This is a genomic window from Streptococcus panodentis (genome assembly GCF_017884005.1).
GTDB classification, from domain to species: Bacteria; Bacillota; Bacilli; order Lactobacillales; family Streptococcaceae; genus Streptococcus; species Streptococcus panodentis.
The window spans coordinates 141,459-157,065 of sequence record NZ_QFAY01000001.1; the positions used below are offsets into that span (position 1 = coordinate 141,459).

A 15,607-nucleotide genomic window follows, 5' to 3' on the forward strand; every position below is an offset into this window, starting at 1 on the left:
ATCTGGTCAATTCCATTCATGCTTTTTACATGACGCTTTTTTAATGTCTGCAAGAATAAATAAAATAGAATTAGAAATTTAGAATTGGAGTAACAAATGCCTACAAGTCGCAACAATGATATGATGGTCTACTGTTCTTTCTGCGGAAAGAGCCAAGATGAGGTGCAGAAGATTATCGCCGGCAACAATGCTTTTATCTGCAATGAATGTGTCGAGCTGGCTCAGGAGATTATCCGTGAGGAACTGGCCGAGGAAGTGCTGGCTGACCTGTCTGAAGTGCCGAAGCCACAGGAACTGCTCACTATCTTGAATCACTATGTCATCGGTCAGGATCGGGCTAAGCGTGCTTTAGCAGTAGCGGTTTACAACCACTACAAGCGTATCAACTACCACGACAGTCGTGAAGAAGAAGATGTGGAACTGCAAAAGTCAAATATTCTCATGATTGGCCCGACTGGATCCGGAAAGACTTTTCTGGCTCAGACACTGGCCCGCAGCCTCAATGTGCCTTTTGCCATTGCGGATGCCACTGCTTTGACTGAAGCTGGCTATGTCGGAGAAGATGTGGAAAATATTCTGCTCAAACTGCTGCAGGCGGCTGACTTTAACATTGAACGCGCTGAACGCGGCATCATCTATGTGGATGAAATCGACAAAATCGCAAAGAAAAGCGAAAACGTGTCGATTACCCGTGATGTCTCCGGTGAAGGGGTGCAGCAGGCTCTGCTGAAAATCATCGAAGGCACTGTAGCCAGTGTACCGCCTCAGGGCGGACGCAAGCATCCGCAGCAGGAGATGATTCAGGTTGATACCAAGAACATCCTCTTTATCGTCGGCGGTGCTTTTGATGGTATTGAGGAAATCGTCAAGCAGCGGCTGGGTGAGAAAATCATCGGTTTCGGCCAGAATAACCGCGCCATTGATGAAGGCGGCTCCTACATGCAGGAAATCATCGCAGAAGATATTCAAAAATTCGGGATTATCCCGGAACTAATCGGCCGCCTGCCGGTCTTTGCCGCCCTGGAGCAGCTGACGGTGGATGATTTGGTACGGATTCTGAGCGAGCCTAAAAATGCGCTGGTCAAGCAGTACCAGGCCCTGCTTTCTTATGATGATGTCAAGCTGGAGTTTGACGAAGATGCCCTGCAGGAAATTGCCAATAAAGCCATTGAACGCAAGACCGGAGCTCGCGGTCTGCGCTCCATTATCGAAGAAACCATGATGGATGTCATGTTTGAAGTGCCGAGTCAGGAAAATGTCAAGCTGGTCCGCATTACCAAAGAAGCAGTGGATGGAACGGATAAGCCGGTTTTGGAAACGGCCTAACGAGGTGCTTATGGAAATCAATACACACAATGCCGATATTCTGCTGAGTGCAGCTAATCAGTCTCACTACCCTCAGGACGATATTCCTGAGATTGCGCTGGCTGGCCGCTCCAATGTCGGCAAGTCCAGCTTTATCAATACCCTGCTCAATCGGAAAAATTTGGCCCGAACGTCCGGCAAACCCGGCAAAACCCAGCTGCTCAACTTTTTTAATATCGACGACAAGCTGCGTTTTGTCGATGTTCCCGGCTATGGATATGCCAAGGTTTCCAAGACGGAGCGGGCCAAGTGGGGACGCATGATAGAGGAATACCTGACCAGCCGGGATAATCTCAGAGCTGTTGTCAGTCTGGTTGACCTCCGCCATGATCCCAGTGCAGATGATGTGCAGATGTATGAATTTCTCAAATACTATGACATCCCGGTCATATTGGTAGCAACTAAGGCTGATAAGATTCCGCGCGGCAAGTGGAATAAGCATGAAGCGGCCATCAAGAAAAAGCTGGATTTTGATAAAAATGACGATTTTGTCCTCTTTTCCTCTGTCAGCAAGGATGGTCTGGATGCCGCCTGGGATGCTATTTTAGCCAAAATCTAAGTATACGAATTAAATCCAACTCACTTTTTGAGCTGGATTTTTTGAAATAAGTCGAAAAATGTTACATACTTGTAATTAATTGGTAGTAGTATTTCACTATTTAGTGTGTTACAATGGTAGAACTAAATGGAACTAGGAGAAGCACTGTGAAAAAGAGAATCTCAAAAAAAGGAAAAAGACTTCTTTCGACTTTGTTTGCAATGGCAGCAACAGTCGCTGTTGGTTTTGTTTTGGCTCATCAGACCAACTCTGCCAGTGCCAATAACAGCGACCAGCAGCCGATGAATCAGACGGATTATTTTATCTCTCAAATCGGTGAGCCGGCTCGCCAGCTGGGACAAGACAATGACTTGTATGCTTCTGTCATGATTGCACAGGCTATTTTGGAAAGCGGTTCTGGTCAGTCAGGCCTGTCGGATGACCCGCATTATAACCTCTTTGGTATTAAAGGCCAATATGACGGCCAGTCTGCGACGATGCAGACTTGGGAAGACGACGGCCAAGGCAATGCCTACACCATCAACGACAGCTTCCGCTCTTATCCTAGCTATGTAGAGTCTCTGCAGGACTATGTCACTGTCCTCAAGCAGGGTCATTTTGCTGGAGCTTGGAAGAGCAATACTTCCAGCTATCAGGATGCAACCGCAGCCTTGACCGGTGTTTATGCGACGGACAGCAGCTATAATTCCAAGCTGAACTACATCATTGAGAAATACGATTTAACTCGCTTTGACTCTCCCAGCTTTCAGTCTGGAGCGGATTATATGGTCTATAACCCATACCGCCAGCAGTACACAACTCAGGATGTCTTAGATATTGATACAGCTTGGGCTAATAGATTTTAAAAAAAAGAGGGATGCCCTCTTTTTTTATGCGTCCATAGTTTTTCTTTATCGCTTGCATAAAAAATATATATGATAGAGAAGCCTCTCTTATGCTACAATAGATAGATAGCAAAAAATAAAGGAAGTTTTATGGAAGCAAAAGATTTTAAGCAGGAACATTCTCAGAATCACAACTTTGAAAATGAAGGGCAGTTTCACCGCAAAATGACCAGCCGCCATCTTTTCATGCTGTCCTTAGGCGGAGTGATTGGGACGGGACTTTTTCTCAGTTCAGGCTATACAATTGCTCAGGCCGGACCGCTGGGAGCAGTGCTGTCCTATTTGGTGGGAGCTGTGGTGGTCTATCTAGTCATGCTGTCACTGGGAGAGCTGGCGGTTGCTATGCCGGTAACTGGCTCATTTCATACGTATGCAACTAAGTTTATCAGTCCCGGAACGGGCTTTGCTGTCGCCTGGCTTTACTGGATCTGCTGGACGGTGGCACTGGGGACGGAGTTTCTGGGAGCAGGCATGCTCATGCAGCGCTGGTTCCCAGCTGTTCCGCCTTGGATATTTGCAACGATTTTTGCTTCAGTCATCTTTGGGATCAATGCTCTCAGTGTCAGACTTTTTGCAGAAGCGGAGTTTTACTTTTCCAGCATCAAGGTAATCACGATTATTGTCTTTATCGTACTGGGAACAGCCGCCATTTTTGGGCTCATTCCCATGCAGGGCGATCAGTCAGCACCTTACTTCAGAAATCTGACGGCTCACGGGGCTTTTCCTCGTGATTGGACAGCCCTGCTGTCTATCATGCTGGCTGTTAATTATGCGTTTTCGGGGACAGAGCTGATCGGGATTGCAGCCGGTGAAACGGACAATCCGACGGAGGCGGTGCCCCAGGCCATCAAAACGACCATTGGCCGGCTGGTTATTTTCTTTGTCCTGACGATTATCGTTCTGGCTGCTCTTTTGCCGGTCAAGGAAGCCGGAGTTACGCAGGCCCCCTTTGTAGCGGTTTTTGATAAAATCGGTCTGCCTTTTGCAGCAGATATCATGAATTTTGTCATTCTGACTGCCATTCTGTCTGCGGGCAATTCCGGCCTGTATGCTTCCAGCAGGATGCTTTGGTCCTTGGCCAATGAAGGCATGATCAGCCAGAAAGTGGTCAAAATCAATCAGCATGGTGTGCCGATGCGGGCTCTTCTCCTGTCCATGCTGGGAGCGGTACTGGCTCTCTTTTCCAGCTTTTACGCAGCAGATACAGTGTTTTTGGCTTTGGTTTCCATTGCTGGCTTTGCCGTGGTTGTCGTCTGGCTGTCCATCCCCATTGCGCAGATCCGCTTTCGCAGGGAGTGGCTAAAGGAGCACAAGGAAGAGGATTTAGCTTTTAAAACGCCTTTCAGCCCTCTTTTGCCTTATCTGACCATTTTCCTGTTGGCCTTGTCCGTCATCGGGATTGCCTGGGATCCGTCACAGCGGGCCGGACTGTATTTTGGAGTTCCCTTTGTCATTCTCTGCTATCTTTACTATTATATCCGTCATCGCAAGTTTTAGGAGGCCGTTATGGGGAAATTTAACGATTTACTGACAGAAAATGAAGTGATTATTTTAGACGGTGCCTTGGGAACCGAGCTGGAAAGCCGAGGATATGATGTTTCCGGCAAGCTCTGGTCGGCTAAGTATCTGTTGGACAATCCTCAGGTCATTCAGAAACTGCATGAGACTTATGTGCGGGCCGGCAGTGACATCATTACTACCTCTAGCTACCAGGCCAGTATCCCAGCCTTTACTGAGGCCGGGCTGACTGCAGAAGCCAGCTATAACCTCCTCAAAGAAACGGTCAAACTGGCACGGGACGCTATTGAGCAAGTCTGGCAGGAACTGCCTGAGCAAGATAAGACTCGGCGTCCTTATCCCTTGGTCGCTGGCTCAGTAGGCCCCTATGCAGCCTATCTGTCTGATGGTTCAGAGTACACGGGTGCCTATCAGCTGACCAAGGAGGAATTTCAGGATTTTCACCGGCCCCGCATCCAAGCTTTGCTGGAAGCAGGGAGCGACCTGCTGGCTGTTGAGACTATTCCCAATGGAGCAGAAGCAGCTGCCCTGCTCGATTTGCTGGCGACAGAGTTTCCGCAGGCAGAAGCTTACCTGTCCTTTACGGCTCAGTCAGAGGAGGCGATTTCAGATGGCAGCCGAATCGAAGAAGTCGGCGCTTGGGCTCAGGCCAGCCCGCAAATCCTAGCTGTCGGCTTTAACTGTACAGCACCGCACCTTATCTCTCCCCTGCTGGACAGGCTGCGGCAGGTCTGCAGCAAGCCTCTCCTGACCTATCCCAACTCCGGTGAAATCTATGACGGAGTGACACAGACTTGGCACGATGACCCTGAACAGGGCAGGACGCTGGTAGAAAACAGTCGGATTTGGCAGCAGCAGGGGGCAAGACTTTTAGGCGGCTGCTGTCGGACACGGCCGGAAGATATTGCGCAGCTGGCAGCCTATTTCAGGAGCAGGGATAGTTAATCCCCTGCTCTTTTTAGGAAAAAAGATTGCAGAAAACGCTTTCCGAAAATGAAACTTTGTGATATACTATACATAGTTTCATTTGATAGGAGATTTTTATGCCAGAATCGACATTTATTCCCAAAATCGAAGCAGCTTGTCGCAAGAAAGAAGCCCTGTTTGATAAGAGCAAGACCAAGTATGCTGTCCGTTCCATCTTTGCTGGTGCTTTCCTGACCTTTAGTACAGGGGCCGGAGCCATTGCAGCAGACCTGACAAATAAGATTGTTCCAGGAAGCGGCCGCTTTCTCTTTCCTTTTATCTTTGCTTGGGGCTTGGCTTACATTGTCTTTCTAAATGCTGAGCTGGTGACTTCTAATATGATGTTTCTGACCGCTGGCACTTTTCTAAAGAAGATTGACTGGAAAAAGGCCCTGCTGATTTTGCTTTATTGTACATTTTTCAACCTTATCGGCGCTCTGATAGCTGGCTGGCTCTTTGCCAATTCAGCAGCCTATGCAGGACTCAGTAAGGAAAGCTTTATCGCCGGCGTGGTGCAGATGAAGCTGGCTCGTTCCAATGAGCTGATTTTGCTAGAGGGAGTGCTGGCCAATATCTTTGTCAACATTGCCATTCTCTCATTCGTTCTGGTTAAGGACGGTACAGCTAAGCTCATGCTGGTGCTTTCGGCTATTTACATGTTTGTCTTTCTGACCAACGAACACTTGGCGGCTAACTTTGCTTCCTTTGCTATCGTCAAGTTCAGCTCAGCAGCTGCGCAGATTCAGAACTTTGACATCGGCAATATCTTGCGTCACTGGGGTGTCACCTTTATCGGCAATCTCATCGGAGGCGGTCTCCTCATCGGCCTGCCATACGCTTGGTTTAATAAAAACGAAAATGATTATGTAGACTGACAAAAAAGGATTTTCGGATCCTTTTTTGATTCTATTCATTAAAACAAATAGGTTCCTATGGATGAATTCTGCGGCTTCATCTATTGGTCTATAGCTGTTCAAGCTCAGACTTTATCTGCTTTGTCAGGCAACTTTGATGCTTCGGCTGATGCAGCAAGCCGTGCGAATCTCTTGACTCAAGCGAGTGCGGCAGCAGTACAAGCAGCGATCCAAGCTCAGCTCTTGGTACAGGAAGCATCCGCTCTATCAAGTGAAAGTACGGTATCAGCTGCTAACCCGGCAGTCAATACAGGGACTAATCTCTTTACAGAGCAGTTTGTTGGCAGCTAATCTAATAGCTAGAGGAATGTGATGAAATTCCTCTAGTTTTTTTATTTGACATTGGTAAAACTCTCTAAACACGAACTATAAAATTATAATATAATTGAAAGATCGTATTTATCTTCAAGATTGATTTACAAAACAATCAAAGTAATCTATAATAGGGGATAGGTTAATATGTTATAAAAAAGGAGATTTATATAAAGGTTATGGAGTTTTAGGAGAAGAGTTCCACATCAATTACTATATAGAAATAAAAAGTTATTTTGTATTAGATAACGATGTTTATACTGATTTTGTTTAAAAATTTCTTGTTGGTTAAAGTAAAATACTTTGGTTTTAAAGGAGTCTGTTTCTTATAAGGGAAGTTAAATATAGACGGAGATGAGACGAAATTTACAGCAGAATTAGGTGATATGGAGTAAGATTATGAAAAAAATTTAAAAGTGTTAATTGTTTTTCTAGGAGGTTAATGATTATAATAAAATCATGCTGTAGTAAGGAGGAAGCAATGGGAGAAAATCACAAGGATAAACCACAGTTTTTCAAATAATGGGATGATGGATAAGGAAGAGGAGAAGGTTATGAAGAAAATTTTAAAAATATTCATTATAATTTTAGGAGGTTTAATGATTATGACGAATTTATCAGGTTGTGATAAAAATAGTCGTGCTCATGTGGAAAGTCAGTTTGCGGATTTAGAAAAAGTTTATTCTACTGCAAATGTTTCGGACTTGTTTAAATTTTATCCGAAAGGATTTGAAATTATTTATACAGTTTCAAATTTTGATGAGACTGGGAAAGATGTTCAATATTCTATAAATGTTTCAGGAAATCCTATTGATAAATCCATTAAAGGATTTATTGAAAAAAAAGCTGGACAGGTTTTTGAAGATGATATAACCAGTGAGATTGTATACAAACACAATATTCAATATTCTGCCCAAGGGTGGGAGAGCTTAGATTCAGATTATGTTATGGAGGAGGAAGCGAAAAACATCACTTTTCTCTTTCAATCCAATGTTTTTTCTGAAAAAATATTGTCTAGCTATAAATTAATTAATAGTCGATATAACCCTGAAATTCCTGCCTATCATTTGGCATATTATTTGGATGAGGGATTAGCAGCAAAAAATCACTTGGATTCATCTTGGAGAAATCAAAATGAAAATTTTGTTCTTTCTTTTACCAGAAATATTAGTGACGATAGAAAATATGTTCAAATTAATATGTCTACTTCGCGTTCCCTAAAATCAGAAACTATAATAAATGAATACAGAGAGGTGAATGATAATGAGTAGCGAATTAACAGCGTATGTTGCAAGGTTGGCATATACTATTGAGGATGGGATTATTGAATCGCAAGAGAGTATATAAACGAAGTCCGGTATAATATATGATAAAAAATACTAAAGAGGAAGCGTCATGGGTTTTGCAAGGAAAGTAATTCCAGAGGAATGCTGGAAAAGCTAGGATTATAATGTCGTTTGCCCCTATGTTATATATTGCCGCTTTTAATTTGATCTGTTCTTTTTTACTGTTCTGCTACCGTTTAATTTTTCATTTTGGCTGCCATAGCCATTAGCCAATCTTTTGATGTTTTTATTTTTAATTGGGATGTTTACCCTAGGACTAGGTTCTATGGTCTATGAAATGGTGAAACACAATCTTCGTATCAGCAGTAACATCCGAGAATTGAGACAATACTGTCCTGAGCTTGAACGGTGAAACCGCTAAATTCAAAAAGATTGCGCAAAAGGCTTGCAATCTTTTTTCTCTTTTGCTATAATTATCAATGGTTTGAAAAAACTGCCTAAGACAGTAGGGGAGCTCGACTCATAAGCATCCTACCGAGGACAAAACGTATCATGTAAAAAGAAGCGTATTGTACTTTCGTGTCTAGGTTTGGGCGCGTTTTTCTTTTGGAAAATTCCCCAAGCAAAATAATTACGGAGGTGAAACACTATATGAGTGAAGCTATTATTGCTAAAAAAGCGGAACTAGTTGACGCAGTTGCTGAGAAAATGAAAGCAGCCGCATCAATCGTCGTTGTGGACGCTCGTGGTTTGACTGTTGAGCAAGATACCGTTCTTCGTCGTGAGCTTCGCGGAAGCGAAGTTGAGTACAAAGTGATTAAAAACTCAATCTTGCGCCGTGCAGCTGAAAAAGCTGGACTTGAAGATCTTGCATCAGTATTTGTCGGACCGTCTGCTGTGGCATTTTCTAACGAAGATGTGATTGCACCAGCGAAAATCCTGAACGACTTTGCTAAAAACGCTGACGCACTTGAAATCAAAGGTGGCGCTATCGAAGGCGCTGTCGCATCAAAAGAAGAAATCGTTGCACTTGCAACTCTTCCAAACCGCGAAGGACTTCTTTCTATGCTCCTTTCTGTACTTCAAGCGCCCGTTCGCAACGTTGCCTACGCTGTCAAAGCTGTGGCAGAAAGCAAAGAAGACGCAGCTTAATCAGCTGTGCAGCCTAGCATAAGCTAGAAAAAATTAAAATTATAAAACTTATTTGGAGGAAATCACAATGGCATTGAACATTGAAAACATTATTGCTGAAATTAAAGAAGCTTCAATCCTTGAATTGAACGACCTTGTAAAAGCTATCGAAGAAGAATTTGGTGTAACTGCAGCTGCTCCTGTAGCAGCGGTTGCAGCTGGCGGCGGAGAAGCTGCTGAAGCGAAAGATTCATTTGACGTTGAATTGACTGCAGCTGGCGACAAGAAGGTCGGCGTTATCAAAGCTGTCCGCGAAATCACTGGTCTTGGCCTCAAAGAAGCAAAAGAACTGGTTGACGGCGCTCCAAACGTTATCAAAGAAGGCGTTGCAGCAGCAGAAGCTGAAGAACTCAAAGCTAAACTGGAAGAAGCAGGCGCTTCAGTTACTCTTAAATAATAGAGTTTCCAACTATAACATGAAGAACCAAGTCGTGAGGCTTGGTTTTTTACTTTTATCAAAATCTATTTTTTATTTGGAAAATACTAGAAAAAATATGATGTTATGATATAATGAAGATAGATTATAAACGATTTAGGAGATATTATGGATAAGATAAAGAGGATATGAGACTGTTACTTAGGATGTTTTATTAGGGATGCAGATGAATGGATACAGCGACTGGTCTTTATTGATTCTCTGCTAATCGTCATTTAGTTTATTTTTTATTACTTTGAGCTGCTGGCACTTCCTCACGGAAGCTTTATCCACCGCTTCAAAATCTCCACTGGAGCTTTTTGACACTTCCTAGCGGAAGCTTTATCTGCCACCTCAAAACCTCCACTGGAGGTTTTGAGCGGCTCGCAGCCTATCATTTTCTCATTTCAAAATGACAGGCCGAAACTGTCCTCCGGACAGTTTCACTACTAAAAGTAAATTAAAAGACTATAAAGGATTTGTTATTCAGTTTTTGAATAATTTGAAAGGGATTGTTTATGAAAAAGTTGATGGGGGAGAAACAAAATCGTTTCTCGTTTAGAAAGTTGGCTGTCGGACTTGTTTCGGCTGCTATTTCCAGTTTGTTTTTTGTTTCTGTAGTTGGGAGTGAGGTTGTTCAGGCGCAAGAAAGATTCGATCTTCACTATAAATATGTGACAGATGCTGAACTAACTCCAGCAGAAAAAAACTTCATTGTCAACGAAGTTCCAAAAATTGCGGAAAACAATGAAAACACCTACTATCTTGTTTACAGATTGAATGCAGCTGCTCCAGCAGGAGCTTTGCCGAATACTGGCATCAATAGCAATGCAAATCTGCTGCTTACGGGCGGTGTGTTGGCGACGGTTGGCTTGCTTGTTTTTGTTGTTTCAAAAAGAAAGGTTAAAAACAAGTTACTGCTCACCATTTTGGTGGGAGCCGGCATCGGAGGAGGCTGGATATTATCCGCCCATGCATTAGAAAACGGAATTTTGCTGCACTATAATGCAGCATATCAAGTAGCGGCTGGGGAAAGTCTGCCTCTGCCGCGAGAAATCCCGGGCTATACCTATGTTGGCTATATCAAAGAAGAGTCGATTAAGAAATTATTAGGCGATAGGGCCGATCATCAACTGAATGCCAATGTGAATCAAGAAAGCTTGAACCAAAAAAAGAAAGCAGATGCTTCTGTTGCGTTTGATGATGCTGTACTGAACCATCAAACAGCCGGTGTCAATACACTGGAACCTCAAGATGAGGTCTTATCTGGCCGTGTAAAGAAACCGGAACTAGTATACAAAGAAGAAAGCATTGAAACAACACTGCCCTATCCTGAAGAAACGCAAGAAAATCCGGATTTGACTGAAGGAATCGTGAGAGTGAAACAGGAAGGTAAAACCGGTCGGAAAATCGAACTTGTTAGAATTTTCACTGTAGATAATGAAGAAATCTTAAGAGAGATTGTTTCTACTGAAATAGAGGAGGCGATTCCTCAAATAGTGGAAAAGGGAACGAAAAAGGCAGAATCAGGCAGTGAAAAACCAGCATCTTCTAATTTGGTTGCCCCTGAACAAGCTGCTCCGCTACCTGAGTACACTGGCGTTCAGGCTGGTGCAATAGTGGAACCTGAACAAGTCGCGCCACTGTCTGAATATACAGGAACACAAGCAGGCGCAGTCGTCGAGCCTGAGCAAGTCGCGCCACTGTCTGAATATACAGGAACACAAGCAGGCGCAGTCGTCGAACCTGAACAAGTCGCGCCACTGTCTGAATATACAGGAACACAAGCTGGCGCAATAGTCGAACCGGAGCAAGTTGCTCCGTTACCTGAGTACACAGGCGTTCAATCCGGTGCAGTCGTCGAACCTGAGCAAGTCGCGCCACTGTCTGAATATGCAGGAACACAGGCTGGCGCAGTCGTCGAACCTGAACAAGTTACGCCGTTACCTGAGTACACAGGCGTTCAATCCGGTGCAGTCGTCGAGCCAGAGCAGGTCGCTCCGTTACCGGAGTATACGGGCACACAAGCTGGTGCGATAGTTGAACCCGAGCAAGCTGCTCCGTTACCGGAGTATACTGGAAATATAGAACAGCCAGCAGCAGCTGAAACGCCTGCTGAACAACCAGAAGAAGCCAAACAGCAGGAACAAGAGCCGGAGAAAACGATAGAATTAAGAGATGTATCCGACCTAGAGCTGTATAGTCTAACCGATGGAAAATATAAACAGCACGTTTCTCTTGAGGCCATTCCAAGCAATCAAAATCATTATTTTGTTAAAGTCAAATCTTCTAAATTTAAAGATGTATTCTTGCCAATTGCTTCAATCGTTGATAGTACAAAAGATGGCCGGCCAGTTTATAAAATTACAGCAAGTGCTGAAAAATTACAACAGGACGTAGATGGCAAGTACGAGGACAACTTTACTTTTTATCTAGCAAAAAAGGCAAAAAAAGAAATAACAGACTTTACTTCATTTAGCAATCTAGTGGAAGCCATCAATAATGACCTCAGCGGGACCTATTATTTAGGGGCTAGTTTGAATGCTGATGAATTTGAATTAGAAAACAGTGCTGCCAGCTATATCACCGGTACATTTACCGGCAAGTTATTTGGCAGCAAAGATGGGAAAAATTTTGCTATTTATAACTTGAAAAAACCTCTGTTTAACATTTTGAGCGGTGCTGCAGTAGAAAATCTAGCTCTTAAAGATGTGAATATTTCAGGAAAAAATGATATAGGAGCGATTGCAAATGAAGCCAATCATGAGACAAGGATTAACCATGTCCATGTAGATGGTGTCCTGACTGGTGAACGCGGCATTGGCGGCCTGGTTTGGAAGGCTGAACATTCTAAGATTGCCAATAGCAGTTTCAAGGGAAGAATGGCCAACTCCTATGATACAAATGCTGCTTACGCGATCGGTGGATTAGTCGGCCAATTGACCGGAATCAATGCAGCAATCGATCAATCAAAAGCGATTATTGCCATTTCGTCAAATGCGAAGAGTTCAAATCAAACTGTCGGCGGTATCGCAGGTTTGGTAGAAAAAGATGCACTGATCAGCAACAGCTATGCTGAAGGGGATATTGATAATGGCAAGCCTTTTGGAAGAGTTGGCGGTGTTGCAGGTTCCTTGTGGGATAGAGAATCCAATGATGAAAATCATTCCGGAAGATTGACCAATGTGCTGAGCGATGTGAATGTGATGAATGGGAATGCCATCAGCGGCTATCACTACAAAGGAATGAGAGTGACCGGCGCATTCAGCAGCAAAGACAGCAGAGTCTACAATGTTGCTCTAGAAAATGATGAGCTTGTAACCAAGGAATCCCTCGAAGAAAGAGGAACCATCATTGATGCTTCTCAAATCGCAAGCAAGAAGTCTGAAATCAATGCTCTCTTCCTACCAGCTGTTGAACCTTTAGTAAGCAGCAGTAACAAAATAAGTGATTTTTCGAAAGTCGCAAATTACCAAGCCAGCCGGAATCTGGTATATCAGAACATGGAAAAATTGCTGCCGTTTTATAATAAGGCCACCATTGTCAAATACGGCAATCTGGTAAAAGAAAACAGCGCTTTGTATGAAAAAGAACTGTTATCTGCGGTTATGATGAAGAATCATGAAGTGATTACAGATATTGCTTCACAGAAAGAAGCGGCAAATAAGCTGTTGCTGCACTATAAGGACCATACATCTGAAAAGCTGGATATTAGCTATCAGTCTGACTTTGCCAAGCTGGCAGAATATAGTGTGGGCGATACAGGTCTCCTTTATACTCCAAATCAGCTCTTGTCTAGCTATTCTACGATTATTGATGCTGTTTTGCCTGAATTGATGGCGGTCGATTATCAGTCAGAAGCTGTTAGAAACACACTGGGTATTTCTTCGGAAGTTAAATTGACAGAATTATACTTAGATGAGCAGTTTAGCAAGACAAAGGAAAATCTGGAAAGTACACTGAAAAAACTATTATCAGCTGACGCAGTCCTTGCAGATGATCATCAAGCGATTGCTGGTTATGTCATAGATAAAATCAAACGCAACAAGGAAGCCCTGCTTCTGGGCTTGACCTATTTGGAGCGTTGGTATAGCTTTAACTACGGCGACATTTCTGTCAAAGACTTCCTCATCTACCATATGGATTTCTTTGGCAAGGGCAATGTCTCGCCGCTGGATACGATTATCGAGTTAGGCAAATCAGGGTTTGACAGCCTTCTGGCGAAAAACAATGTAGAAACGTATCGCAGCAGCCTTGCAGCCAGTCACGCTGCCAAAGATTTGTTCAGCACACTTGAAGCTTATCGAAAGGTATTTTTGCCAAACAAAACAAACAACGAATGGTTTAAGGAACAGACCAAGGCTTATATCGTTGAAGAAAAGTCGACTATACCAGAGGTGAAAGCAAAACAAGAGCAAGCCGGCAGCAAGTATTCTATCGGGGTTTATGATAGGATTACCAGTGAGACTTGGAAATACCAAAATATGGTCCTGCCTCTGCTGACCCTGCCAGAAAGGTCTGTATTTGTGCTTTCTACTATTTCCAGTCTTGGTTTTGGTGCCTATGACCGATACAGAAACAGGGACTATCGGGCAGGAGAGGAGCTCAATCGGTTTGTTGAAGAAAAGGCTCAGGAAACTGCCAAACGCCAGCGAGATCATTATGATTACTGGTATAGAATATTAGACGAGCAGGGGCGTGAAAAACTGTATCGAAATATTCTGCTCTATGACGCCTATCGGCTGGGAGATGATACTACGGTTGGCAATGCTGCAGTTGAGGCTCGTTTGGACAGTCCGAAGCCGGCCATGAAGCACTTTTTTGGACCGGTTGGAAACAAGGTTGTGCACAATCAGCATGGTGCTTATGCTACTGGAGACAGTGTCTATTATATGAGCTACCGCATGCTGGACAAAGATGGCGCCATTACCTATACTCATGAAATGACGCATGATTCTGATAATGAGATTTATTTAGGCGGGTATGGAAGAAGAAGCGGGCTTGGTCCAGAGTTCTTCGCAAAAGGCTTACTGCAAGCTCCAGATTATCCAGATGATGCAATCATCGCAATCAACTCCATTCTGAAATACGATCAGAATGATGTGACTGAGAAAACGCGTTTGCAGGTCCTTGACCCAACTGAAAGATTCAAAAATGCAGATGACCTGAAAAATTATGTCCATAATATGTTTGACGTCATTTACATGCTGGAATATCTGGAGGGGATGTCTGTCATTAACCACTTATCAGATGGACAGAAGGTCAGCGCCCTGAGAAAAATCGAGAATAAATATGTCAGGGCTGCTGATGGAAATGATGTCTACGCAACCAATGTAGTAAAAAATCTTACAATGGAAGATGCCAAGAAATTAAACTCATTTGAGAGTCTCATTGACCATAATGTTCTTTCGGCGCGTGAATACAAAAATGGCGATGTAGAAAGAAATGGCTATCATACTGTTAAACTGTTCTCTCCGATTTATTCTGCCCTAAGCAGCGAAAAAGGGACTCCCGGTGATCTGATGGGACGCCGGATAGCCTATGAGCTGTTGGCCGCTAAAGGCTTTAAAGAGGGAATGGTTCCCTATATCTCTAACCAGTATGAAAAAGATGCAAAACAAAGCGGCAAAACGATCAGAATTTACGGAAAAACGAGAGGACTCGTAACAGATGATCTGGTGTTGGAAAAGGTATTCAATGGTCAATTTAAACATTGGGCTGACTTCAAGAAGGCTATGTATGAAGAGCGCAAAAATAAGTTTGCCGCACTGAATAAAGTAACCTTTGATGATCCGACAAAACCATGGACTAGTTTTGCTACTAAAACGATAAGTAGGGCAGAAGAGCTGCAGGCATTGATGGATGAAGCAGTCCGCAAGGATGCAGCAGACAATCGATATGATTGGAGCGGCTATAATCCAGAATATGACAGTGCTGTGCACAAACTCAAAAAAGCAGTCTTTAAGGCCTATCTCCATCAAACCGATGATTTCAGAACCTCCATTTTTGAAAATCAAAAATGACTGCTTTCAGTTGGCTGAGCGAATGGCAGCGTTGTTTTGTCAATTCTTTATCAAATAGACTTGTTTGGAAACTTCAGCTTGGGTCAGTTCGCCTTAGACGGTTGACCCCTAAGCAATCAATTTTACCGCTTCCTTACTAAATGAAAAGTATCAGGTCTGTTGTCCAAAAAGTGT

At 43.5% G+C, this 15,607-nt stretch carries 11 protein-coding genes and 1 other annotated feature; all 11 genes read left to right on the forward strand.

Annotation, left to right across the window (positions count from 1 at the left end):
* Positions 1-96: 96 nt before the first annotated feature.
* The 11 genes from clpX (at position 97) to DHL47_RS00680 (ending at position 15,433) form a co-directional block, all read left to right on the forward strand.
* Positions 97-1,326, forward strand: coding sequence for an ATP-dependent Clp protease ATP-binding subunit ClpX (clpX, locus tag DHL47_RS00630; RefSeq protein WP_128837144.1), 1,230 nt, complete (start codon positions 97-99; stop codon positions 1,324-1,326).
* A gap of 10 nt (positions 1,327-1,336) precedes the next feature.
* Complete coding sequence (gene yihA, locus DHL47_RS00635; protein WP_209550533.1) at positions 1,337-1,924, forward strand: ribosome biogenesis GTP-binding protein YihA/YsxC; 588 nt, start codon at positions 1,337-1,339, stop codon at positions 1,922-1,924.
* Positions 1,925-2,070: 146 nt separating this feature from the next.
* Positions 2,071-2,769: a glucosaminidase domain-containing protein gene (locus tag DHL47_RS00640; protein ID WP_128837143.1), complete on the forward strand. Its 699-nt coding sequence runs from the start codon at positions 2,071-2,073 to the stop codon at positions 2,767-2,769.
* Between the two features lie 129 nt (positions 2,770-2,898).
* Positions 2,899-4,305 carry an amino acid permease gene (locus tag DHL47_RS00645; protein WP_128837142.1) on the forward strand — a complete coding sequence of 469 codons (1,407 nt, stop codon included), beginning with the start codon at positions 2,899-2,901 and terminating at the stop codon, positions 4,303-4,305.
* Between the two features lie 9 nt (positions 4,306-4,314).
* The gene (gene mmuM, locus DHL47_RS00650) at positions 4,315-5,271 is read left to right on the forward strand and encodes a homocysteine S-methyltransferase (RefSeq protein ID WP_209550534.1); all 957 of its coding nucleotides are present in this window, start codon (positions 4,315-4,317) and stop codon (positions 5,269-5,271) included.
* A gap of 98 nt (positions 5,272-5,369) precedes the next feature.
* Positions 5,370-6,167, forward strand: coding sequence for a formate/nitrite transporter family protein (locus DHL47_RS00655; RefSeq protein ID WP_128837140.1), 798 nt, complete (start codon positions 5,370-5,372; stop codon positions 6,165-6,167).
* Between the two features lie 57 nt (positions 6,168-6,224).
* Positions 6,225-6,497 carry a hypothetical protein gene (locus DHL47_RS00660; RefSeq protein ID WP_209550535.1) on the forward strand — a complete coding sequence of 91 codons (273 nt, stop codon included), beginning with the start codon at positions 6,225-6,227 and terminating at the stop codon, positions 6,495-6,497.
* A gap of 575 nt (positions 6,498-7,072) precedes the next feature.
* Positions 7,073-7,789: a hypothetical protein gene (locus DHL47_RS00665; protein ID WP_241209396.1), complete on the forward strand. Its 717-nt coding sequence runs from the start codon at positions 7,073-7,075 to the stop codon at positions 7,787-7,789.
* Positions 7,790-8,282: 493 nt separating this feature from the next.
* Positions 8,283-8,418: a sequence feature (ribosomal protein L10 leader region), on the forward strand.
* 37 nt (positions 8,419-8,455) lie between these two features.
* The gene (gene rplJ / locus DHL47_RS00670) at positions 8,456-8,956 is read left to right on the forward strand and encodes a 50S ribosomal protein L10 (RefSeq protein ID WP_128837137.1); all 501 of its coding nucleotides are present in this window, start codon (positions 8,456-8,458) and stop codon (positions 8,954-8,956) included.
* A 67-nt stretch (positions 8,957-9,023) separates the two neighbouring features.
* Positions 9,024-9,392, forward strand: coding sequence for a 50S ribosomal protein L7/L12 (gene rplL / locus DHL47_RS00675; RefSeq protein WP_128837136.1), 369 nt, complete (start codon positions 9,024-9,026; stop codon positions 9,390-9,392).
* Between the two features lie 536 nt (positions 9,393-9,928).
* Positions 9,929-15,433 (forward strand): ZmpA/ZmpB/ZmpC family metallo-endopeptidase, encoded by a 5,505-nt coding sequence (locus DHL47_RS00680; protein WP_209550536.1) that lies wholly within the window; start codon positions 9,929-9,931, stop codon positions 15,431-15,433.
* The last annotated feature ends 174 nt before the right edge of the window (positions 15,434-15,607 follow it).

What these genes read in the sequence shown, in the direction of transcription:
- clpX (WP_128837144.1), top strand. Translation starts at nt 97, where the DNA reads ATGCCTACAAGTCGCAACAATGATATGATGGTCTACTGTTCTTTCTGC.
- yihA (WP_209550533.1), top strand. Translation starts at nt 1,337, where the DNA reads ATGGAAATCAATACACACAATGCCGATATTCTGCTGAGTGCAGCTAAT.
- DHL47_RS00645 (WP_128837142.1), top strand. Translation starts at nt 2,899, where the DNA reads ATGGAAGCAAAAGATTTTAAGCAGGAACATTCTCAGAATCACAACTTT.
- mmuM (WP_209550534.1), top strand. Translation starts at nt 4,315, where the DNA reads ATGGGGAAATTTAACGATTTACTGACAGAAAATGAAGTGATTATTTTA.
- DHL47_RS00655 (WP_128837140.1), top strand. Translation starts at nt 5,370, where the DNA reads ATGCCAGAATCGACATTTATTCCCAAAATCGAAGCAGCTTGTCGCAAG.
- DHL47_RS00660 (WP_209550535.1), top strand. Translation starts at nt 6,225, where the DNA reads ATGGATGAATTCTGCGGCTTCATCTATTGGTCTATAGCTGTTCAAGCT.
- DHL47_RS00665 (WP_241209396.1), top strand. Translation starts at nt 7,073, where the DNA reads ATGAAGAAAATTTTAAAAATATTCATTATAATTTTAGGAGGTTTAATG.
- rplJ (WP_128837137.1), top strand. Translation starts at nt 8,456, where the DNA reads ATGAGTGAAGCTATTATTGCTAAAAAAGCGGAACTAGTTGACGCAGTT.
- rplL (WP_128837136.1), top strand. Translation starts at nt 9,024, where the DNA reads ATGGCATTGAACATTGAAAACATTATTGCTGAAATTAAAGAAGCTTCA.
- DHL47_RS00680 (WP_209550536.1), top strand. Translation starts at nt 9,929, where the DNA reads ATGAAAAAGTTGATGGGGGAGAAACAAAATCGTTTCTCGTTTAGAAAG.